The organism is Mycobacterium riyadhense, from assembly GCF_963853645.1.
Taxonomy (GTDB): domain Bacteria; phylum Actinomycetota; class Actinomycetes; order Mycobacteriales; family Mycobacteriaceae; genus Mycobacterium; species Mycobacterium riyadhense.
Genome location: NZ_OY970457.1, coordinates 260,849 through 282,758 on the forward strand (window position 1 = coordinate 260,849; position 21,910 = coordinate 282,758).

Here is a 21,910-nt window from a genome sequence, read left to right on the forward strand (position 1 = left end):
CGAGGCTGCGATTATGCCGAGTCCCGGGCAGCTGCGGTGGTGTTCGCGCTGTTCGGTAAGGGTTCCAGGGGCGGCTCGCGCGGCATAATCGGGCTCTCTGATGTTGGTCGTCATAGGTGTTCGAGAAAGTTGAGGAGATCGTCGGCTGGTCGGTAGCGGCCGGGGGTGGTGTTCGGCCCGGTGACGCGGTTGAGCGCACGTTCTTTGATGGTCATGTCGGCGTGCAGATAGATGTGGGTTGTGAGTGGGCTTTCGTGGCCCAGCCACAGGGCGATCACCGAAGTGTCGATGCCGGCGTGTAGCAGCGCCATCGCCGCGGTGTGGCGCAGCGTGTGTGGAGTGACGCGTTTGGCCGCGATCGATGGGCAGGTAATCGCCGCTGCGGCAGCGTGTTTGGCGACGAGACGTTGAACGGCGTCTGCCGACATCGGTGTCTTACGTTGCGTTGGAAAGGCTGGACTGCTGGCGGCAGTGCCGGCCTCTGGCAGCCAGGCCCGTAGGACGGCTGCGGTGGGCTTGGTCAGCGGTGTGCTGCGTTCCTTTCGGCCCTTTCCGGTGGTATGAACGGCTGGTCCTGGTGTCATGGTGGCGATGTCGCTGATGGTCAGCGTGGTGATCTCCGAGACGCGAAGACCGGTCGTGACGGCGGTGAGCAGCAGGGCGTGGTCGCGGCGTCCGTACCAGGTGGTGCGGTCTGGCGTGGCCAGTAGGGCCTCGGTCTCGGTGCTGGTCAGATACGACACAGTCGCGTGGTCATGGCGGCGTTGCGGGATCGCCAAGATCTGGCTGGCCGTGTCAGCGCGGTCTGGGATCAGTGGCAGCGCATAGCGGTAGAACGAGTGGATCGCGGCCAGCCGTGCGTTGCGGGTCGCGGTGCTGTTGTGGCGTTCGGTTTCAAGGTAATTCAAGAAGGCGCCGATCATCGTGGCGTCGAAGTCATCGAATGTCAGCTGCGCCGGGGATCTCTTTGTCTGGCCGGCGGCGAAGATCAGCAGAAGCTTGAAGGTGTCCCGGTAGGCCGCGACCGTTTGCGAACTGGCCTGCAGGTGACTTCGCAACCGATCGGTGAAGAACCCTTGCAGCAGCGAGCTCAGCGTCGGCGCGGTCATGGCGCCGGCTCCGTGACAGGGGCTTCGGCGTCGTTGTCGAGGCGGTCGGCGGCAAGGGCGAGCAGTTCGGGCACTGCGTGCAGATACCAGTAGGTCGAGGCGGGATCGACATGGCCGAGCCAGGTTGACAGCAGTGGCAGCCGCGCTTGAACGTCCTGACCCTCGCGGTACCAGTCGATCATTGTGGTCACGGCGAAGGTATGGCGCAGATCGTGCAGACGGACTGGCCGGTGACCCGGCGCGGTGGTCAACCCGGCGGCGGTGACGATCTCTCGGAAGGTGCCGTTGAGCCGGTCCGGGCATAGCGGTCCACGCCGGGCGTTGAGGAAAACCGTTGAGCTGGCGTGCGTGCTGGCCCCAACCCATGCTTGGCGGGCTTGCAGGTAATCAGCGATCACGGTGACGGTGCTCGGATGGATAAACACCAGCCGGGACTTGCCGAACTTCGTCTCCAGAATCTGGATCATTCCGCTAGCCAGGTTGATGTCGCTGACGGCCAGCCGGCACGCTTCGCCGGGGCGTAGCCCGGTGGCGGTCAGCAGACCGATCAATATTCGCCACGTCAACGCCTTGAACGCAGGCTCCAGAATGCTTGTCGCGGCCAGCAGTGCGCAGATGTCGTTCTGGTTGAGCACATTTGGCTGTTTTGGCCGGTAGCGCCGAGGGCGGAGTTCTTCGGCCGGGATCTGCGTGGCGGGGTCCAACGCATGCTGGTATCGGGCGAAGATCCGCACCGCATCCAACCGGCGAGCTACTAGCGCTTCACTAACCGGAACCTTCATCTGGGTTGTGGCCCATTGGATCACGAGGTCGTGGTTGACCCGGGTGGCTCCCCGTTGCTCGCAGAACGCGACGAAGCTCAGCAGCAGCTTGCTCAGGCCTTCGAGTTTGAATCCCAGCGCCCTGCGGGTGGCGAGGTAATCAGTGACGTTCTCACGCAGCGTGTTCATGACCGTGCCCCCGGCCACGGGCGCGCCAGTGCCCGGCCAGCGTCGGGGTCTGTCTTCGCTGTGATTGTCGGCCAGGGCCGGGCCAAGGGCCGCAGTGCGACGTCATCAACTTTGGCGTAAATCGCGGTCGAGCGCGCACTGCGGTGGCGCAGCACCTGACTCACCTCCGGCAGTGAGGCCCCAGAGCGCAGCATCTCCGTTGCCAGCGTGTGACGGAAACGGTGCGCGTTGATCCGCTCTAGCCCCGCGTCTTGGCACGCCGCAGCCACCAGATGCGCGATCGCTCCGGGCGATATCGGACGCCCCGCCGGCTTGACGGTGGTGAACACCGACCGCGTCGTGCATGCCGGCCTGCCATCGACTAGCCACGCCGCGATCGCCTCACCAGGTTCAGCCGGCAGAGGTAAACGCTCGACGTGGTTACCTTTGCCGACGATGGTGAGTTCTCCTGCCCGCCAGTCGATATCGTCGAGACCAAGAGCTGCGATCTCGCCTCTGCGGAGCCCGAGTCGGGCCAACAGCAGCAAGATCGCATAATCGCGCCGATCGGTGGCAGTCCAGCAGTGCCGCGCTGCGACATCCAACAGATGCTCAAGATCTGCCGCCGGCACCGCCTTGGGAAGCGACGCCAAATGCCAGGCCGCCGGAACCGGAACCGCCCCCGACAGATCCGCCGATATGCGGCCTGTGGCGTGGGCGAATCGCAGAAACGAGCGGACCGACCGCGCCATCGACTTGGCCGAATTCGTATTCCGTTCCCTGCAAAATTCGACCATGAACGCAGTGACCATGCCGGCATCCAAAAGACCCACCGAGGCCTCGGCGGACTGTGGCAATGCCTTGAGAAACTGCGCAACCTCCTTCCTGTAATTGACAACCGTTGTCGGCGCCAATCCACGCTGATGATCCAGCCAGCGCCCGTACTCGATGAGCAAATCAACTACCGGCGCGGCACGATCACCGGCATCGAAGCTGCGTGTGGGGTCCATGACTCCTCCTCCTGATGGGCAACGCAATGCACCATCAGGAAGACACACCACAACTTTTCGCGGGCCGATTATGCCGCGCGAGCCGCCCCTGGAACCCTTACCGAACAGCGCGAACACCACCGCAGCTGCCCGGGACTCGGCATAATCGCAGCCTCGGGATAATTTGAGTTATGCCGATGTCGGCATAACTCCAAGGAACGCCGCTTGGAACCCCAGATCACCATCGGCTTGCTGACCGACGCATCGGGTTTCCCGCTGGCCGTGGAGGCGTTCGAGGGCAATAAGGCCGAGACCGCGACCATGCTGCCAGTCATCAACGCGTTCAAGGCCGCCCACCAGTTGACCGATATTGTCGTGGTCGCCGACGCCGGCATGATCTCCGAAGCCAACCAGATCGCACTAAAAGCCTCCGGATTGTCATTCATCCTGGGCACCCGGATCCCGTTCGTGCCCGACGTCGTCCGCGAATGGCGCGATAAACACCCCGATCAGGAAATCACCGACGGGCAGATCTTCGTTCAGCCCTGGCCGGCGACCAGCGGCGAGAAGACCCGCGGCATCCCCGACCGCGTCGTCTACTACCAGTACCGCGCCGATCGGGCCCGGCGCACCCTGCGCGGCATCGCCGAGCAGGTCGCCAAAGCCGAGAAAGCCGTCGACGGACGGGCTCCGTTGAAACGCAACCGGTTCATCAAGCTCACCGGCGCTACCAAGACCGTCAACCGCGAGCTGGAAGCCAAGGCCCGGGGCCTGGCCGGATTGAAGGGCTACACCACCAACCTGGTCGAGCAGACCCCGGAGTTCATCATCGGCGCCTATCACCAGCTGTGGCGCATCGAGAAGAGTTTCCGGATGTCCAAGCACGACCTGCAGGCCCGCCCGGTCTACCACCACAAGCGCGAATCGATCGACGCACACCTGACCATCGTGTTCGCCGCACTGGCCGTAAGCCACTACATCGAGACCCAAACCGGCTGGAGCATCAAGAAATTCGTGCGAACCGCACGCCGCTGCCGCAGGGTCCAAATCAAAGCCGGCCGACAACTCCTGACCGCCGTCGACCCTCTACCCGACGACCTCCGCGACGCCATCGCCAAGATCAACGCGGGCCTTGCACACTAAATTGTCCTAAGTCGGGCCGGCCGAACGCTGTGACAGCAATGCTCGACGCGCACATGCTTACCACCTGCGAGGGCGGTCGGGAACGTTCGCCGCATCAGGTGCACGCTCTGATGCGTGAGGCCGGGCTCAGACCCGGACGTGTCCGCCACTTCGGGCCGACGATGCTGGTCGAGGCCATCGCCCCGTGAAGGGCTGACCTTAACCCGATGAAGGTTTGTTTCCCGAGCAACTGCTTAGCTACCCGCGTCGAGGGCATCACGTACTGGCAGCTGCGAATCACTGTCGTGGATTGGTGGCCGACTGCTGCCTTCAATCATCGAGTCCCGAGCGGGGGGTTTCAATAACGAAGTCGATTCGTAACTGTGACGTTTCGGGTGGCGCCCTGTTGGCTGGCCTGCGGGCCGAGAAGCTCATCAGAGTCAACATCGGCGGTATCCGTCGAACCGACGATGGTGGTCCTCAGCGTCCATGATCGCGCTCACTGAAATTCCCCACTGACGCTCATCGAAATTCCCCACCCGCGTGGCTCCGCCGATGAAGGCGGGCCTCCCTTCGATGCTGCTGGTGTCTGACGCCAACAGCTCCAGTCGAAGGAGGCCCGCTTTCTCATGCTCACATGGGAGGACGATGTGGAAGTACATGCCCTGCGCAAACGTGGTTGGTCAATCTCGGCGATCGCCCGTCACACCCGCCGGGACCGCAAGACCATCCGGGATTATTTGTCCGGGAAGCGAACGCCTGGAGTGCGGGCGCGGTCGTCGCCGGATCCGTTCGAACCGTTCATCGACTATGTGACCGCGCGGCTGCGCGAGGACCCGCATCTGTGGGCGCGCACCCTGTGCGACGAGCTGGAGGAGCTGGGGTTTCCGCTGTCGTATCAGAGCCTGACCCGCAACATCCGTGCCCGCGGCCTGCGGCCAGTTTGTGCGGTCTGTCGGTCGGCGACGGAGCGGCCCAATGCGATCATTCCGCACGAGCCCGGTGACGAAACCCAGTGGGACTGGCTGGATTTGCCAGATCCACCGGCCTCGTGGGGGTGGGGTAAGACCGCGCATCTGCTGGTCGGGTCGCTGGCGTATTCGAGCAAGTGGCGCGGGTGGCTGCAGCCAGCGACCGATCAGCCGCATCTGGCGGAAGGCCTGGACCGGGTCGTCCGGGCCGTGGGTGGGTTGACCCGGACCTGGCGGTTCGACCGGATGGCCACGGTATGCGATCCGGGTTCGGGCCGGGTCATCGCCTCCTTCGTCGGGGTAACCAAGCACTATTCGGTGTCGGTGAGCATATGCCCGCCGCGGCGCGGCAACCGCAAGGGTGTGGTGGAGAAAGCCAATCTCACTGCGGCGCAACGGTGGTGGCGCACCTTGCCCGATGATGTCACACCCGAGCAGGCCCAAGCCGACCTCGACCGGTTCTGCAGGACCCGTGCTGATGCCCGGATGCGGGCCACGCCTGAGGGTAAATGCACCGTCGCGGCCCTCGCCGAGACTGAGCCGCTGGCGCCGGTGCCGGCCACACCGTATCCGGTGATCGTGGCCGAACAGCGCACCGCGTCGCGCCAGGCGCTGGTGGGCTACCGCGGCAACCGCTACTCGGTGCCCCCGGAGCTGGCCATGGCAACCGTCACGGTCAGCCACCCGATCGGTGGGGAGTTCATCGACATCGCCACCACGAGCGGGATCGTCATCGCCGGCACCGGCGACTCGCCGATGGGCTAGGCGCCACCGTGCGCGACGCCGGGCATGTCATCGCGCTGGATGCCGCGGCGATGGCCGCGGCCAACAGCGGGCGCCCGCACCGGCGCAAGGAGCGCATCCCACCCGGACCCGAGGCCCGCGCCGCCGCCGCCGAACTCCGCAAACGCATCGACGCCGTCGGAGAGACCGGCGGCGCTGTCATCGAATCATGCACCAACACAACCACTTCCACGATCATCGATCTGTCCGTCTATGAGCGGGCCGCACAGAAGAGGACCACCCTGAAATGAGCAGCACCGAGCACACCACCACGACCACGTCGTTGACCCAGCCGGCCAGCGCCGAGGCCGCCAGCCGCTACCAGCGCCTGCGGGGGCATTTGGCCGCGCTAAAACTGCACGCCGCCGCCGAAGCGCTGCCGGCCGTGCTCGATGAGGCCGCCGCCGAGCAGCTCTCGCTGACCGTGGCGTTGGAGCGGCTGCTGGCCATCGAGGTCGACGCCACCGAGGCCCGCCGGCTGGCCGGGCGGCTGCGCTTTGCCAGCCTGCCCACCCCGGCCACCCTGGACGGGTTCGACGTCGACGCCGCCGCCGGGGTAGACCGCAAGCTCATCGACGAGCTCGCCACCTGCCGCTACCTGCAGTCGGCCACCAACATTTTGCTGGTCGGCCCGCCCGGGACAGGCAAGACGCATATGGCGGTGGGGCTGGCCCGGGCCGCAGTGCACGCCGGCTACCGCACCTACTTCACCACCGCCGCCGATTTGGCCGCGCGCTGTCACCGCGCCGCGATCGAGGGCCGCTGGGCCACCACCATGCGCTTCTTCGCCGGGCCGACCCTGTTGGCCATCGACGAACTCGGCTATCTGCCGCTGCCGAATGAGGCCGCCTCAGCGTTGTTTCAGGTTGTCTCACAACGGTATTTGAAATCCTCGATCGTGTTGACGACCAATAGGCCAGTAGGGTCGTGGGGAGAAATCCTGGGCGACACCACCGTTGCGGCCGCCCTGCTGGATCGGTTGCTGCACCGCTGCGTGGTGCTCACCCTCGACGGCGAGTCCTACCGGCTGCGCGACCACCACGCCGCCGCCGAAACCCTACGCAGGGCAACCACAGCCACCAGCCGATGAAGCCAAAACCCCAAACGCACTCTGAGGATGATCTGATGAATACCCAACCCGCCCAACCGATTCCGGGAAACGGGCCAGCAACCCAACCCCGACCACGCGGCCGTGCCGATCAACACCGCACAGCTCGCCCACATCGCCGAGCTGCTCGACATCCTCGACGGGTTCCTGGCGCCGCACCGACGGCATCGCCGACCGGCCTGGCCGACTACCTGCACGCCACCGGACGCGACCAGCCCCAACCCCCCGACTGGGCGGGCTACAACGCCAACCTGCTCATCGACCAGGTCAGCTTCACCGCCCACAGCCTGCGTGCCCACCGCCGGAAACCGCTACAGTAACCACGGCCCGCAGGTGGGGAATTTCAATGAGCACACCTGGGGATTTCCGATGAGCGCCATCATCCACGGTGACCACGTCGTCAATCCCGGCCGCACCCTCGGCGAAGTGAAGATCGAAACAGGCGAAGTCGTAAACGCTTCAGCCCAGGTGCATCCCGACCAGGTACTCCTGGCGAGTCCCCGATACGCCAATCGTTGCAAGGCGCCGGGGGGGCATCGGCCTGGTATTGGAAAACTCCGCAGACGCAATCGCGTTCGGCGCCGAGATCATCACCGGCACCGCAGCACGCCGTTCTATCAAGGGGTGATCCTTCTAGCGACGTAACTCGCGAACTTGATCAAACTCACGACTCGGCTTCAGGCATCTGGCACTAATCCCCGGATGCGACCTGATGGCGTGGGCATCCCGGCCAGCAGGCTATTTCGCCGGCCTCACCTTTGGTTGTGGTTAGCGTTAGCGTTGCAATTCTGGGCCTTGGTTGCCCTGGTCGTTGGCGCGGTGTTGGTTGTCGTATTCGGCGGCGCGGTGTTTTTCGAGGATTCGGTGGGCGGCGCGGTAGCTGTCGGCGTCGGGTAGGCCTGATTCTGCGATCAGGGCTGGGGTGGGGTTTAGGTCCAGCGTCCAGCCTGGCTGGCGGCCGACTTTTCGTAGGCGTTGCTCGGCGGCGGCCGCGGCGTGCCGGGCGGTTTCGCTTTGTGCTTCGGCGCGTAGCTGTGCGGTCAGTGCATGGAGTTGATGGCGTTTGTCGGCGAGTTCGTCGGCGTGTTCGAAGTCTCCGAGGGCGGTGTTGTCGAAGTCGTCGAGGTCGCCTTGGAGGCGGTCGTGGCGGCGCTGTAGGCGGGTGTGGTTGTGGGGTATGTCTTTGTAGGCGTTTTCCATTCGCTGCAGCAGGCCTCGTGCCTTGGCGGCGCCGGTGTCGCCGCTGACGGTGGGTGCGGTGGCGAGCAGCTCTGTTTGTTCTATGCGCACTGTGGTGGAGGGGACGTCGAAGGTGAGTTGGAGTTCGTTTTGGACGTAGTCGCGTCGGGCGGTGATGGATATGCCGTTGATGGTGGCACCGAGGGGGCGGGTCTGGAAACTGGAGACATTTTTGAGGGACAGGAATGCACGCCGGCAGGCGGCGGCGAATGGTTCGGCGGCGTCTTTGCGTTCGGCGTAGGTGCGCTCGCCGACGCTGACTTGTGCGGGTCGCTGTGCGCGTGCGGCGATGTCGTCGATCAGTGGGCTCAGTGTGTGTAGCTGGGCGGTGACGGTCGTGTGTTCTCGTTCGGTGTCGCGGCGTTGGCGGTCACGGCGGGATGCGGCCTCGTGGTGGGCGATCTCGAGGGCGGTGAGGCGTTTGACGTCGTCGTCGAGCTGGACCTGTTTGATGTAGCGGGGGTCACCGGTGGCGATGGCTTTGGTTTCTGCGGCCGCTGCGCTGATGTCGCCGCCGAGGTCTTCGATTTCATCGACGCTGGCGTTGCTTCGTTTGGTTTGTTCGATGAAAAGTGCTTTGGCTTCGACCTTTTGCCACATCACGGTGTCGTAGGCGCCTTCGGTGACGTACGACACGATGTCGATGAGCGGGTTTTGGTTTCCCTGGCGCAGGATGCGTCCTTCGCGCTGTTCGAGATCGGCTGGCCGCCAGGGCACATCGACGTGGTGCAGGGCTCGTAGACGGGTTTGGACGTTGAATCCGGTGCCCATTTTTTCTGTCGATCCGATGAGCACTGAAACTTCTCCGGTGCGGCATTGGTGCTGCAGGGCGAGTTTGTCGGCGGGCTTGATGGCGTCATGGATGAACCGGATGGCTTGGGCGGGCATGCCGCGGGCGATGAGTTCATCGCGGATGGCGCTGTAGATGCTGAATTGGCTCGAGTCTTTCGAGGGTGTCCCTCGGTCGCAGAATACGAGCTGGAATGCGCCACGTCGGGGCATTTCGTGTCCGGTGTCGGGATCTCGGTAGACGTTGTGGGCGTTGGCGTTGTGGATTCGCATGATGTCGTCAGCGACGGCGGTGGGTCGTGCGACTGCGGGTGCCTCGAGGTGGGCCAGTCGTGGGTCAAGGGATACGTTGCGGCCGTCGTTGGCGATTTTGAGTTGGTTGTCGATGTCGGGTCGGCGCGGGTCGAGGTGATCGAGTCGCCAGGCCAGGTCGGTGATGAAGTCTTTGACCTCTTGGCTGGGGGTGATGGTGATGACGCGGCGTCGGCCTGCGGCCAGTTGGGGAAGTTCGACAGGGACTTGGTCGCGGGTGACGACGTCGGTGAATACCGATGAGATGGCTAGTAGCTCAGGAAGGTTGCAGAATTTGCCGACGCGGGTGACGGGGCGCAGGGCGGTGCCGGTGGGGTTGACTTCGACGGTGTTGACGGTGGCGGTGAAGGTGGCGCCCCAGTCGTTGATGTCGGCCACGCCGGCGGCTGCCAGTAGGTCGGGGCGTAGGTAGTTCTGCATCACCCACAGCTCGCCCAGGGAGTTGGCCACGGGTGTTCCGGTGGCAAATGTTGCGACCCGTTCGATGATTTGGTGGCCTGCTAGTCCGGCGGCGATGCCTTCGTCGTGGCGTCGTTGGCGTAACACGTCGAGTTTCATGGCTAGATCCTCGGCGCGTTGGGCGGCGTTGGGACAGGACAGTTCTTCGATGTTGCTCAGGCGGCCTTTGTTTTTGAACATGTGCGCCTCGTCGATGAACAGGTAGTCGCAGCCGGTTTGTTCGAACCGCAGCCCGGTGTCTTTGCCTGCTTGTTCGGTCATCTCTTTGAGGCGGGTGTCGAGTTTCTTCTTGTGTTGCTCGACGCGTTTCTTGCTGACCTGGGTGACGGCGCGGTCCTGCTGGGCGGCTAGTTCGGCGAGTCGCCCTTGTATGTAGCGGGTTTGGGTGTCTGCGCTGACGCCGATGGCGATGAACAGGCTTTGCGGCACGATCACCATATCCCAGTCGCTGGCCGCGGATTGGGCGACAAAGCGCCGCCGCCCGTCGGGATCGGTGCCGGCCGCACCCACAAGGATCCGCGCCGCGGGATACCATTGTTTGGCTTCGCGTCCGATCTGTTCAATGATGTGGTTGGGAACCACGATCCACGGTTGCGTGCACAGCCCCAGGCGCCGTAATTCGTTGGCGCCCATCAGCATTGAACCTGTCTTGCCGGCACCGACGACATGGTCGAGCAGCACGGTCGGCTCGGCGATGATCCGCGCGACGGCGTCGCGTTGGTAGGGGTGGGGTTCGAATTTGTCGGACAGGCCAGGCAGGGTCAGATAGTCACCGCGATGCTTGGGGGCTACCAGACTGTTGAATCGCCGATTGAATTCGGTAACCAAGGCCTCGCGGCGGGTGTCGTCGGCGAATATCCAATTCTGGAATGCTTCGGTGATCTTGGCGGCTTTGGCTTGCGCGGCGAAGGTGGCCTCGAAATCCACTGTGGGGCCGCCAGTTCGGGCGATCTCCTCGGCGGGACGGTTGACCAGGACGGGTTTGGAGTTGCAGACCGCGTCGAGGATGTCGATCGCATCTTTGTGCTCGGTACCCCACGTTTCGGTCATGGCTACGGTGCCGCGTTCGTGGTTGGGGCATTCCACGCTCCAGATGCCGCTGATGTGGTCAGCGACCACGGTGTTAGCCCCGAAGGTTTCACGTGCGAACTGGGCGAGGTAGGTTGGGTCGATCCAGGGGGCGCCTGGGCGGGCTTTGATTTGGGAGGCTTCCTTATCGGCCGGCATCACCTCGCGAAGCGCGGCGACGTATTCCTCGTAGACGGGGTTGGTTTCGGCGGCCAGGATGGCGGTGGCCAGTTTGTCGCGGACGTTGCCCGACAGCGCGGTCACTGCGAGCACGAGTTCGTCGGCATCGTGCAGGCAGGGATAGACTCTGCCGTGTAGTTGTTGGCGGGCGGCGTCGGCGCTGATGCCCAAAAGGGTGGCGATGTAGTCGATGTCGATGCCGTGGCGTTGATCGAGGCTCATCGCCAGGGCTTCGTCGATGGTGGCCGCCGTCGTTGGGACGGCGCGGGCGGTGAGCAGGTCGACGGAGAAGATCGCTGCCTTGGTGGCTTCTGCGGTCTGTTCGTCGAAGATTTCCAGTGAGGCAACGATGGCCCAGCCGGGGTCGTTTTTCATACCGCCGTCGAGGTGCGGGCGGCGTTTGTAGGAGCTGCGTGGCAGCCACGCGTCCTCGTCCCATTTTTGGGCCAGCCGCTGCGGTACCGCTCCGCGGTATGCCTGCCCGTCGACACCTTGCTGTTTGCGCCAGCGTTCCTCGAGCTGGGCGACTCTTTTGTCGTGGCTTTCCTGCGTCGGCGGGGCGGGGTGGATCCATGTGAATCGGTTGACAGGGCCGTGTTTGGACACATAGGTGTCATAGATCCGGTTGAGGTGTGCGCGCAGTTGTTCGCGGACGTCAAGGGGCTGGGCATCGCGTTGGGAGGCGATCACCGCGGTTGCGGCGTCGCGTAGGTCGATCAGCGAGCGGGTTTCGCTGATCTGTCTTTTCGGTGTGCGCTGCTCGACCCAGTTATGCCCGGTCCAGCGCTGGATGCTGCTGGTCGGCGGGTGATAGCGCAGCGTGTCCAGGGGAATCTGCTCGGCGCGGTCGGCAGCAGTGAGCAGACCGGGGTCAAAGAAGCTCTCCTCGACGTCGATGAGGGATTCCGGGGTGGCGGTCAGGCCCAGCCCGCGTTGCTGGGCTGTAGTGATGATCTCGGATAGGCGCGCGTGGATAGCGCGTGCGAGGTTGGCGGGCGTGTGTGTGGTGTCGTCGACGACTTTGAGGGTGGCTGATCCGTGAATGCCCTGGCCTAAGGCGAATCGGCCTAACACGTTTTCGGGGTGGTCGCTGAAGTATTCGTTGACGCTGATCACGTCGTCGATGGGCGCGGAATCGAACAAGTCGGTGTCAACGAGGTGGTCGATGTCCTGGCGGGACAGGCTTTCAGTGTTGATCCAGCCGCTGAGATCGATGCCGGTGGCCTGGTCGGTGTCTTTGCGGCGCAGCACCAGGATGTCGGTGATCACTTCGGTGCCGGCGACGCGTTTGAATGCGGTGGAGGGCAGGCGCACGGCACCGATCAGATCGGCGCGTTCGGCCATGGCGCGCCGGGCCCGGGGGTCGATGCTGTCGAGGGTGTAGCGGCTGGTCAGCACGGTGACGTAGCCGCCGGGTGCGGTGAGATCAAGCGATTTGAGGATGAAGTGGTTGTGGATGGAGAAACGTTTGGGGTTGTGGGCGGGGTCATAGACGGCGAAGTTCCCGAACGGCACGTTGCCCACCACCGCGGCGAAAGAATTGGCCGGGACTCGGGTGGTCTCGAAGCCTTCAGCGCGGATCTGCGCTTTGGGGTACAGCGCGGCGGCGATGGCCGCGGTCAGGGGGTCGTTGTCCACACCGACCATGACGGCATCCGGTGGAGCCAGTCCGATGAATGTGCCGGACCCGCAGCCAGGTTCGAGGACTCGTCCGCCGCGAAATCCGGCCTGTTGCACCGCTTGCCACATGACTTCGGCGATGGCGGGATCGGTGTAGTGGGCGTTGAGCACGCTGGCTTCGGCGGCGGCGTAGGTATCAGGATCCAGCGTGGTCTGCAGGTACTCCCGTTCGCTGGCATAGGTGTCGTTGCGGCGGTCGAATACCTCGGGCACCGCTCCCCAGCCCGACCAGCAGACCAGGATTTCTTGCTCAGCGGCCGTGGCGGGCCTTGCTTGGGCGCGCAGCCGTTGCACCACGTCGAGGGCGGCCAGGTTGGCTCGCACCCGCGCCTTGGCCCCGGACGGGACCCGCACCGCGGTGCCAGGCACGAAGTTGGTCGGCTCAGCGGGTTCAACGAGCATAGCCGGGGCCGGTGACGGTGGTGGGACTTCCGCGACTGGGTCAGCGCTGGCAGGAAAGCCTGGCGGTGCTGGTGGCTCAACCGCTGGGTGGGGCGTTGGCGCCGAAGCGGGCGCGGTGTGGGTAACGGGAGCCGAAAGGCTGGCTACCGGGGGCAGCGGGCTGCCGCCGGGGTCGATGATGCGCGGGTCGGTGGGTTGGTCGAAGTTGTCGAACAGCGAGAGCTGCGGTGTGGGTTCTACTTCTCGGGGTAGCCGTCTGCGCGAAGATCCTCGTAGACCATCGAGGCTAGTTGGGCGGCCAGGGGATGCTGGGGGCCGTCGGGTATCGGCAACTGGTCCTCGACGCGGGCGATCAGAAGGTAGGCCGCCTTGATCCGGAACATCACCGAAAACGCCGGGGCCGGCCACACCATCTCGGCCAATGCCTCGATCCGCTCCCCCGGGTCGCTGCGATACCGGGCGTCTTTCCACCGCTGATCCCACGGGACTTGACTCGCCGGAACCGGTCGCTGCAGCGGTGGATCGAATTCCACCGTCTGCTCGCTGTCGTCCTGGGGTATCAGATCGTAGAGTTCCTGTCGCACGATCGTCTCGCGGGCGTTCTGCAGCGCGGTCTCCCGCAGCCGGACCGTCGTCAGATAGTCCGGATGCTGTCCGTGTCGTGTGCTCCACTCCGTGATCGCCGCGGCCGCCAGCGTGTCGGCCAGCTCGGCTGCTATCCGGTCCAGTCCACTGGTCAGTGTTTGCAGGTATCGCTCCTTGTGCTCCGGGCTCCAGTCCTCGGGCAAAGGCAGCTGGCGATACACGTCGTCGACGGCCTGGCGCATCCACTGGGTCACGGGTGTCGTTGGTCTCCTCGAAGCTAAACAAATCCGGCTGCTGCTCGTCCGGGCGCGCCATAACATTCTCCCTATACCGCTGGTCATGAGGTGTCCTCTTGATCTGCGGCATCGGCGTCGCTGGCCGTGCCCGTGCCCGATGACCCCAGTTGGGCGGCGAAACGCCGCCGTGGGTCACCTAAATCGTCGGCCAGCAAGTTGACGTGCAGCATTGCGTCGTCGATGTCACGCACCATCTGCTCGTTAGCGGCCTGCTGACGTTGTGCCCGCGCCTTGAGCACCTTCAATCGATCTTTGATCGCGCTCAATGGCACCAGGCCGGGGTGCGCGGTAAATATCGGCCCTCGGTTGATCGGGACGCCGCCTTTGAGCGCCGCCATCGCCGAGCCTGGCTCCCACATGAGGTGGGTGTCGATGCGATCGAGTGTTTCTGGCGTGGGCCGGTAGCCCCGTGTGCCCAAAGTGGCCAGCGTGGTGCGGCCGGGACCGCCGATTGCCGCGAACCGCGATTTACTCATACTGAGCTCGCGCAGCCGTTTGTCAATCCAGTGCGCCAGGTTGGTGTAATCGTCTTCTGCCCCGCGGTCAATCACCGGTCGTTTACCGCAAGGACCCGCGTTTTCCTCCTCACGTGCGGTCGGTTCCGAGCCGTACATGACCGCCCAGGACGATCCGAGCTCCCACGACAACAGCTCATCGAGGCGCTCAAGGGTATTGCGGCCCGGCACCCGTGAATCTTTGCCCAGAGAGTTCAAAGTGGACCGCGACACAAAGCCGAGCTTGCTAGCTTCAAGCTGACTCAACCCGAGTTCACGAAGCCGGGTATTCATGTATTTGCCGAGGCGCTGCACGTCGGCCTTGCGCTCAGCTTGCGCTATCGATTCAACATGGGGCTGCGATAGACCAGTCTGGGCCACCACGCTTTTCACGTCCTGACCTTCGCGAAGCAAGCACCGTGCCCGCATGATCGCGGCATCCTCGTCTGATTGCTCGGCCGTGATGATCTGCCTCCCGCGCTGCCCCTGTCATCCCCGGGTTGTTCAATAAATCTTACATGCGCCAACATCGCACTCCTAGAACAACAACGGCACCGCGACAACAAAAAGGTGTTTACGAGTATGGGCAGCCGGTGCGGGTGAAGCTCAGCACCCGCAGTCCCACGATTTCCTGCGAAATCTTGGCCAGCCATACCGCATGCGCAGTGCGGCGCCCCGAGTCTTTGCGAGAGCTCTAGTCTTGATCGTGTTGAAGGCTGCAGTTGTTCGTGAGACGAATAACACGCGAGCCAATGGTGCGCACGTCTGCGTCATTTGTCCCGAACCGGCTGTGTTGTCTGCGCGCGGCGGATCAGGACACCTGGGACACCAGGGTGCGCAGGCTGAGGTCGCGCATCAGCGCCGGCAGGCTTACGCCCTGTCGGCTGGCTTCTTGCTGCAGCGCTTCGAGGTCCTCTTCGGTGAAGCGCACCAGGACCTTGCCCGTCAGCTTTCGCTGCTCGCTGTTGCTCACGTTTTCCTCCGGCACCTCGGGCGAGCGTCGACCTCACCTCGTCGCGATGTCGTTAGTTTACGACATTGATGCCGTTAAATAAGCGCATCGGCCCACATACAGTGTCGCCATGTCGTTATCATGTTTCTAATTAGCAGCATATTGCCCTACCGGGAGCAGTGCGACCCTCGCGGCCGGAGTAACCGACGATGACACAACCCAAGCAGCCGCCGCCGGGCGTGGAAACCACACCGGGCGCTGCGGTCGTGTCGTTATCGGAAGCGGCCAAGCGGCTTGGCAAGGACCCTCGCACCATCATCCGCGCCATCACGGCCGGCGAAATGCGTGGCGGCGCCATGCCTCGCCCCGAGCGCCTGCGCTGGTATGTCTACGCCGACGAGCTGCCGCCGTTGCCCGGCGCCGCCCCTCTCCCACCACCGGGTGCCGACGTCGATGACCTTCGCGCACAGATCGTTTCGCTGACCGAAGCGAACCGGTTGCTCATCGCCGCACAGCAGGATCTGCTCGACGCCGATCGCTCCACGAACGAGGCCGCCGACAAGTACCGCGCCGTCGCACGTAATTACCTCGACGCGCTGGCGCAGTTCATGACACCCGGCAATTTGGGCGCGCTGGCCGATCAGCTGTAGCGCGGGCAGCCACGTTTGTGCGGCGATACCCCTCCGAACTATTTCGTGGCCGAATGTGATTGCGACGCCTGGGTATTCGACCGACCATTGAAAATCTCCCTAGAGCGTCGAATCGTCACGTGACGATGTGGCTGGCGGTCTACAGCCGCGCGCGTTCGTCGGCCAGCACCGCCAGCAGTGTTCTCACGCCGTCTGGACCCAGGTGGGTGCGCAGCGCGTCGGCGAGTAGCTGCGGGTTGGCATGGAATTCGTGCAGTGCGCTGGCGATGATCCGAGAGGGCCTGGGCGAGCGTTTGTCGGGCGTGCTGTTGCGCTGGGCGTCGTCCTTCTTTTTGTCTTGGGCGACCTGCCAACGCACGACTTGCTGCTCAAGCGGCACGCGGGCCAGGGAGCGGGCGTCACGGATCGCGAGTTCGCCTCGGCGCAAAGCGGTTTGCAGCTGCGGGGCCAGTGCCAGCAGCGCCCGCCGTTGCGAGACCCAGGCTTGGGTCTTGTGCAGCCGGTTGGCCGCCTCGACCGCACTGCCGCATTCGGTCACCAGAGCCTCTACGGCCTTGGCCTCTTCGATGACGTCGAAGCCTTGGCGGTCGACGTTTTCGGCGATCGAGGCCACCTTCAGCGTTACTCGGTCGCGGGCGATCTCATCGTTGACGACGATGGCCAGGTTGGTGCGCCCGTACTTGTGGGCCGCGGCCAGGCGGCGGCACCCGTTGATGACGACGAAGCGGGTGGTGATCGAATCGTGTGGATACAGCTTGAGATAGGCGCTCTTGGTGACCACGACGGCCGGCTGCAGCTGTATGTCGGCAATCGATTCGAGGTTGGACAGATCGCCGAGATCCTCGCGCGGATTGCGCGGATTGGGAGTTAGATCCGTCAGCGGCGCGGTGCGGCTGGGCGTGCCGATGATCTGGTCGACGGGCGAGTTGTCGCCAGTCGAGTTGGCCAGGCTGGCCAGGTTCGTTCGCTGTCCGCGGGCCATCAGCGCACACCTCCCACATTGAGCTCCAGGGCGAATTTGTAGAAATCCTCGCGTGCCTGCAGCGCAACACGATTGACCGGGTACTCGGTCACCACCTGTCCGTCCGCGCTGGCCCGGGCGTGCAGCTTGTAGTGGCGAATCACCGTGTGGGCCAGCGGCCATCCGTTGGCCTTCACGAATTCCTTCGTCTCGTTGAGGTCATGAGTGCCGTCGCGCGGATCCCAATTGTTGATGACCACCACGTACGGGACCCCTCGTGGTGCGAGCACTCTATTTATGGTGCGCGCAGTTGGGTCGAAGCTAAGCGGCTCGGTTTCGATCGGAACGATAACGCTGTCGGCGATGTCGAGCACCACCCGCAGAGCGTCGGCGGCCGGCCCGCGGCCCAGCGGGTCGGCGGTGTCGTTGCCGGCCTCCAGGTCGATCCATCCCGGGGTGTCGACGTAGACATGTGCGATACCGGGCAGCTCGCCCAGGCACTTGAGGCCGTCGAGATCGTCGTGGGCCTGCACGATGTGGAAAGGCAGATCGTTGATGCGCGCGGCCCACCAGATCGCCGATCCCTGCGGGTCGACGGAGACCGCGGCGACAGGTGAGCTCGCCTCCGGATCGTCATCGTGGTTGAGGACATCGGCGGTCACGGCGGCCAAATTGACCGCGATCGTGCTTTTACCGACGCCGCCCTTCTGATTGAGAACTACGTGGACAGGCATCAGCGGGCCTTTCCGTATGCTTCCCCCGCCGCGCGGGGTACTTCGGATGCGACAGCCGCAGTCTACGGTGGCGCCCGCGAACTGTCGCCTTCGACACGCGCAGGCCCGTCCGCGTTCCTACCGGAAAGCGGGCCTGGGCAAACCGGTCAATCCGGTGCAGCGGACGGGTTGGCGTGGTGAAAGTCCTGCTATGAGACATAGTATTCATCGTTGACGACTTAACCGCGGTTAAGTGGCTAACAACTCGGCGGCGACGGGCCACGCCTCACACCACGAAGAATGCCGGGACGCGACGAGATCGAACGGCGTTGTGCTGCACACGAAATCGGCTGACCCGCGCTCCGGATCTTCTCCCCGCAACGCCCACGTCGCGGCATCCCGGGTCGCCCTCAATCGGCTTGTGAACCAACGCAATGCCCTACGTGCCGAACCGAGCCGCGCCTATCCGTCAGTGAAGTACTGACAGGGTGGCCACCCGACCCAAAGTGCAACGGTGCGAGCTGCGGCTGGCCATCGTCACGATCGCGCGCCAAAGCACCAAAGTCGATGACCGCCACCCCGAGAAATTGCCCGACTCACCGAAGTCGGATCCTCGTGACGTGCTCGACTAGCTGAGCAGACATAGCAGACCCGACATTCCGCGGTGGGTTTCTCGGGCCCGATGTGTACTACGCGCTGACCTTGAACGACTGGCTGTGGTGGGAGGATCGGCGCCGCGAACTGCACTCCTGGAAGCCTGCCGCGACCGCGGCCTTTTCTATCCCGGCTCGGCACCCAGGTCGGTGTCGGCTAACAAGGGTTCCTCGACCGAATCAGCCGGCTGGAAGGCGTTGCTGCGCTATGACCGGCCCAGCGACGAGAGTATCGCCCCTGCGGCGCGGCGCACCGACCGCGAGCGCTGCCGGCGGTTTCCCGTCGAACAGGCCTGGCTTGGCCGCTCGCCGCGACGAATTGCGTGCGGTCATCACTGGGTCTGGTTGACCAGGCCGCCCGTTTTGACGTCGAGCAGCGGGAATGGGCCGACGAGCTGGACATCGATGGACGTGACGACGACATCACCCTGCCACGATGGTGATCGTGGCTCTGGCGTCCGCGGAGCTGTGCACGGCACCGGCGATGCTCGGCTCGGACAGCTCGCGCACGTATGCGGTGCACACCCTACTGCGCCGCACCGATGATGTACTCAGCCAATTCGCCCGAGCTGGGCTCTAAGGCCCCTACGCTGCACAGCCGCATCGTCAGACGACCGGAGCCGACGCCACCGCGCGGGCCGGGCCGATGCGGGCGACATGGGGCCTGGGAAAGCCTCGCATGGACGGCGACTCGACGGGTTCTTGTTCTTGCGAATCGTTTAGCAAATGCCACTGCGTCACGTCGTAGGAAGCTGTTGCCGCATTACCGGGGATTTCGGACCGAGATCCGGCGGTGAAGACTTAACCGCGGTTAAGTGGCAAACAATCAGCCCAGCCAGGGCGTCGCGACGCTGCGCAAGCGTTGCGCTTTTGGCTGACCTTTTGGGGCGCAGCTGTCGGGTCTCCCCCCGATGACCGCGACAGCCGGACACGGTCCAGCAGCGTGCGCGGCGTCGGCGGGCATCGGCCCATCTGTTGAAAACGCGTACGCCTCGGAGGTCGCGTAGGCGGCTTCGTTCTGACTTGTCTTCAACGTCATCAAAGCCGGCCCGACAGACGGCGCCGTAGTTGTGCTGTTGCATGGCCTTGCTGAAGCTCAACGAGCTGGAATCCCCCCGGCAAGGGTTACCGCTGTCGGGCCCCCAACCACCGGGGGCTACCCCCGGGCGCACGGCCGACGCGCCCCAGGGGCTATCGCATACCCGAACTCATTGAGAACGTCCGCGCGCTGATCGACGAAAGCGGCGCGCAACGGGTGCACCTCGTCGGGCACGACTGAGGTGCCACCCGTGCCGCGGGGTGTCGCAGCAGCGATGCGTGACCGCCCTTGCAACGGGTATCTGCGCTGTCTGTGCCACACCCCGGGCCGTGTTCCGCCCCCCGGGATCGCTGACCAGTTCTTTCTGGGCAAGGGACGGGGGAAGGCCACCAGACTCTCGAAGATGCTGCAGTCCGGGGTTCTGCATACCTGGAGGCTGCTGACGCCACCGCGCACGCGATGGCCGCGCCCGGCGTGCTCACCTCCGCCATCAGCTTGGTATCGGGGGCGATACGGTTGGCTGACCGCGCCGAGTCAAGCGAGAGGATCACCCGTCCCGACGACGGACGTGTGGAGTGACGGTGACCATGGCCGTACTCCACCAGCACCGCATGACGACGCAACCGGATGACGTGATCACCGGGTGATCCAATAGGGGTCGTCGTAGGGGTTGATCGCATCACGGGATCGGACGGCATAACGTGGTGATCGGATCGTTGCGTCACGGGCGTCACACCGACACTGGGCGATGCCGTTGCCGGGTCACCGGGTGGCCCTATCACCTGCAGACGACGTGACACCGCAATACAGTCACACCGTTGCCCTGATCACCGGGTGACTTCGTGTCACCGTTGCCAGGTCATCGGACGATCCGATCACCACATCACTCGGCAAACACCGCGACCACATCACTGGGTCGCCAAATCACCCGGTTGCGTCATCACGCCGCCTGCCGGTGATCGCATCACACGATCGCCGGCATGACGCGGTGATCGGATCGTTGCGTCACGGAGTCACAGCGACACGCGGTGTTGTCGTTGCGGTGTCACCGGGTGGCCTTGTCACCTGCAGACGACGTGACGCCGCGATGCAATCGCACCGTTTTCGGATCGCCTGATCGCCCGGTCGCGTGATCAGGCCGTGGCTTCGTCGCCCCGATCGCAGCGTCACGCAGCGATCACATCACCTCAACACACCGTCGCCGCGTCACCGAAACGCCCGGATCACCCTGCTCTAATTGATGTGACCGAAGTTAAAGGAGTGATTGACGTGAAAGCAGAAGTGATCGCGGTCGCCAATCACAAGGGTGGGGTGGGCAAGTCGTTCACCGCGGTGAACCTGGCCGCCGGCCTGGCGCAGGCCGGGTGGCGCACCCTGTTGACCGACTGCGACCCGCAGGGCAACTCGACGTCGATGTTCGATCCAGATGACGACGTCGAGTTCGACATCTACGACCTGATCGCCGCTCCGGATGTCCCGATCAGCAAGGTGATCCGCAAGACCCGGCTGGACAACCTGGACCTGGTGCCCTCCACGCTCGCCGTCGCCAAGCTGGACCAGGAACTCGTCACTATGCACCGGCGCGAGGAGCAGCTCGCCATGGCGCTAGCGCCGGTCTACCAGCATTACGAGGCAGTCGTGCTCGACCTGTCGCCGAACCTGGGTCAACTGGTGATCACCGCCCTCAACGCCGCCGATTGGTTCATCGTGCCGACCGACGCCAGCAAGTGGGGGAGGCGCGGAGTCAACATGTTCCTGGAATGGTCGTCCACCTTGCGAGCGCATCGGGTGCTGTCGGCCACCTTTCTGGGAGTGCTGCTGACCAAGTACGAGTCGCAGACACTGATCAGTCGCGACACCCTGCACGCGCTGCGCAATGACGGCCTGCCGATCTTCGACACGATCATCCCGAAGCGAACCGCCGCCGAGCGGATGGTCAGCGATGGGGTCGTGTTGGGCGACCCCGAGGCCGATCCGGATCTCGCAAAGGCGTATGCGAGTTTCACCGTTGAAGTCATGACCCTCGTCGATGAGGGCCGACGGAATCGAGGGAAGCATCATGCCTAAAAAAGACACCGCCGCCGTGGTTCGCGGCATGCTCTCGACCGCGGGCGCCCAGACCCGGCGGGCACCCGAAAGCGCCGAGCCGGTCGAGGAGGCTTCGGCGCCGCCCACCGTCACAGTGACGCAACAGGTCCCGGCGTCGGTAAGCACGCTTCCCACCCCGCAGCGCCCCGTCACCGCTGCTGCTGCTGGGGCGCCGCGCACCGTGCGGCTGCGCCCGGCAACCGCACAGCGGCTGCGCCAGGCGTGGCTGGAGGCCAAGCGCGACGACGTGCTGCTGAGCGCACAGGATTTCGCGTCGGCCCTCGTCGACGAGGCGCTAGTCCGGCGCCGGCGCCGCCAAGCCGCCCAGACTTAACCGCG

16 protein-coding genes and 2 pseudogenes are annotated in these 21,910 nt (G+C 64.4%); 9 read left to right on the plus strand and 9 right to left on the minus strand.

What is annotated here, in order from left to right; genetic code table 11:
- Positions 1 to 110: 110 nt before the first annotated feature.
- The 3 genes from AADZ78_RS28090 to AADZ78_RS28100 are packed head-to-tail and all read right to left on the minus strand — an operon-like array spanning position 111 to position 3,048.
- Positions 111 to 1,109: a tyrosine-type recombinase/integrase gene (locus AADZ78_RS28090; RefSeq protein WP_085251883.1), complete on the minus strand. Its 999-nt coding sequence runs from the start codon at positions 1,107 to 1,109 to the stop codon at positions 111 to 113.
- Positions 1,106 to 2,059, minus strand: a complete 954-nt coding sequence (locus tag AADZ78_RS28095) for a tyrosine-type recombinase/integrase (protein WP_204080055.1) — start codon at positions 2,057 to 2,059, stop codon at positions 1,106 to 1,108. The genes AADZ78_RS28090 and AADZ78_RS28095 overlap by 4 nt, the downstream gene beginning before the upstream one ends.
- A complete protein-coding gene (locus AADZ78_RS28100; protein ID WP_085251881.1) occupies positions 2,056 to 3,048 on the minus strand; it encodes a tyrosine-type recombinase/integrase in 993 nt (330 codons plus the stop codon). Before AADZ78_RS28100 ends, AADZ78_RS28095 begins: the two co-directional genes overlap by 4 nt.
- Positions 3,049 to 3,237: 189 nt before the next feature.
- Between AADZ78_RS28100 and AADZ78_RS28105 the strand changes: the two are divergent.
- From AADZ78_RS28105 to AADZ78_RS28120, 4 genes and pseudogenes are all read left to right on the plus strand, one after another.
- Positions 3,238 to 4,170, plus strand: a pseudogene (locus AADZ78_RS28105) (IS1634 family transposase); the annotation flags it as partial.
- A 608-nt stretch (positions 4,171 to 4,778) separates the two neighbouring features.
- Positions 4,779 to 6,154 (plus strand): annotated as a pseudogene (locus AADZ78_RS28110) (IS21/IS408/IS1162 family transposase).
- On the plus strand, positions 6,151 to 6,993 hold the full coding sequence (gene istB, locus AADZ78_RS28115; protein WP_085253164.1) for an IS21-like element helper ATPase IstB: 843 nt from the start codon (positions 6,151 to 6,153) through the stop codon (positions 6,991 to 6,993). The pseudogene AADZ78_RS28110 and the gene istB overlap by 4 nt, the downstream one beginning before the upstream one ends.
- Positions 6,994 to 7,028: 35 nt before the next feature.
- Positions 7,029 to 7,331, plus strand: a complete 303-nt coding sequence (locus tag AADZ78_RS28120) for a hypothetical protein (RefSeq protein WP_139829062.1) — start codon at positions 7,029 to 7,031, stop codon at positions 7,329 to 7,331.
- 454 nt (positions 7,332 to 7,785) lie between these two features.
- Here the strand turns inward: AADZ78_RS28120 and AADZ78_RS28125 are convergent, their stop codons facing one another.
- The 4 genes from AADZ78_RS28125 to AADZ78_RS28140 form a co-directional block, all read right to left on the minus strand.
- Positions 7,786 to 13,140 (minus strand): helicase-related protein, encoded by a 5,355-nt coding sequence (locus tag AADZ78_RS28125; RefSeq protein ID WP_139829063.1) that lies wholly within the window; start codon positions 13,138 to 13,140, stop codon positions 7,786 to 7,788.
- 236 nt (positions 13,141 to 13,376) lie between these two features.
- A complete protein-coding gene (locus AADZ78_RS28130; RefSeq protein WP_239656889.1) occupies positions 13,377 to 13,979 on the minus strand; it encodes a hypothetical protein in 603 nt (200 codons plus the stop codon).
- An 83-nt stretch (positions 13,980 to 14,062) separates the two neighbouring features.
- Positions 14,063 to 14,929 (minus strand): helix-turn-helix transcriptional regulator, encoded by an 867-nt coding sequence (locus tag AADZ78_RS28135; protein ID WP_341343656.1) that lies wholly within the window; start codon positions 14,927 to 14,929, stop codon positions 14,063 to 14,065.
- 397 nt (positions 14,930 to 15,326) lie between these two features.
- Complete coding sequence (locus tag AADZ78_RS28140; RefSeq protein ID WP_169726419.1) at positions 15,327 to 15,488, minus strand: hypothetical protein; 162 nt, start codon at positions 15,486 to 15,488, stop codon at positions 15,327 to 15,329.
- Positions 15,489 to 15,676: 188 nt separating this feature from the next.
- On the opposite strand from AADZ78_RS28140, the gene AADZ78_RS28145 reads away from it, so the two are divergent.
- The gene (locus AADZ78_RS28145; protein ID WP_085253168.1) at positions 15,677 to 16,117 is read left to right on the plus strand and encodes a hypothetical protein; all 441 of its coding nucleotides are present in this window, start codon (positions 15,677 to 15,679) and stop codon (positions 16,115 to 16,117) included.
- Positions 16,118 to 16,256: 139 nt separating this feature from the next.
- Here AADZ78_RS28145 and AADZ78_RS28150 read toward each other — a convergent pair whose 3' ends face one another.
- Both AADZ78_RS28150 and AADZ78_RS28155 read right to left on the minus strand, forming a co-directional pair.
- Positions 16,257 to 17,099: a ParB/RepB/Spo0J family partition protein gene (locus AADZ78_RS28150; RefSeq protein WP_085253169.1), complete on the minus strand. Its 843-nt coding sequence runs from the start codon at positions 17,097 to 17,099 to the stop codon at positions 16,257 to 16,259.
- The gene (locus tag AADZ78_RS28155; protein ID WP_085253170.1) at positions 17,099 to 17,812 is read right to left on the minus strand and encodes a ParA family protein; all 714 of its coding nucleotides are present in this window, start codon (positions 17,810 to 17,812) and stop codon (positions 17,099 to 17,101) included. The genes AADZ78_RS28150 and AADZ78_RS28155 overlap by 1 nt, the downstream gene beginning before the upstream one ends.
- A gap of 467 nt (positions 17,813 to 18,279) precedes the next feature.
- Here AADZ78_RS28155 and AADZ78_RS28160 point away from each other — a divergent pair, with 467 nt between their 5' ends.
- From AADZ78_RS28160 to AADZ78_RS28175, 4 genes are all read left to right on the plus strand, one after another.
- On the plus strand, positions 18,280 to 18,423 hold the full coding sequence (locus AADZ78_RS28160; protein ID WP_239655434.1) for a hypothetical protein: 144 nt from the start codon (positions 18,280 to 18,282) through the stop codon (positions 18,421 to 18,423).
- Positions 18,424 to 18,880: 457 nt separating this feature from the next.
- Complete coding sequence (locus AADZ78_RS28165) at positions 18,881 to 19,024, plus strand: hypothetical protein (RefSeq protein ID WP_239655435.1); 144 nt, start codon at positions 18,881 to 18,883, stop codon at positions 19,022 to 19,024.
- A gap of 1,728 nt (positions 19,025 to 20,752) precedes the next feature.
- Complete coding sequence (locus AADZ78_RS28170; protein WP_085253196.1) at positions 20,753 to 21,550, plus strand: ParA family protein; 798 nt, start codon at positions 20,753 to 20,755, stop codon at positions 21,548 to 21,550.
- On the plus strand, positions 21,543 to 21,905 hold the full coding sequence (locus tag AADZ78_RS28175) for a hypothetical protein (RefSeq protein ID WP_085253171.1): 363 nt from the start codon (positions 21,543 to 21,545) through the stop codon (positions 21,903 to 21,905). Before AADZ78_RS28170 ends, AADZ78_RS28175 begins: the two co-directional genes overlap by 8 nt.
- Positions 21,906 to 21,910 lie beyond the last annotated feature (5 nt).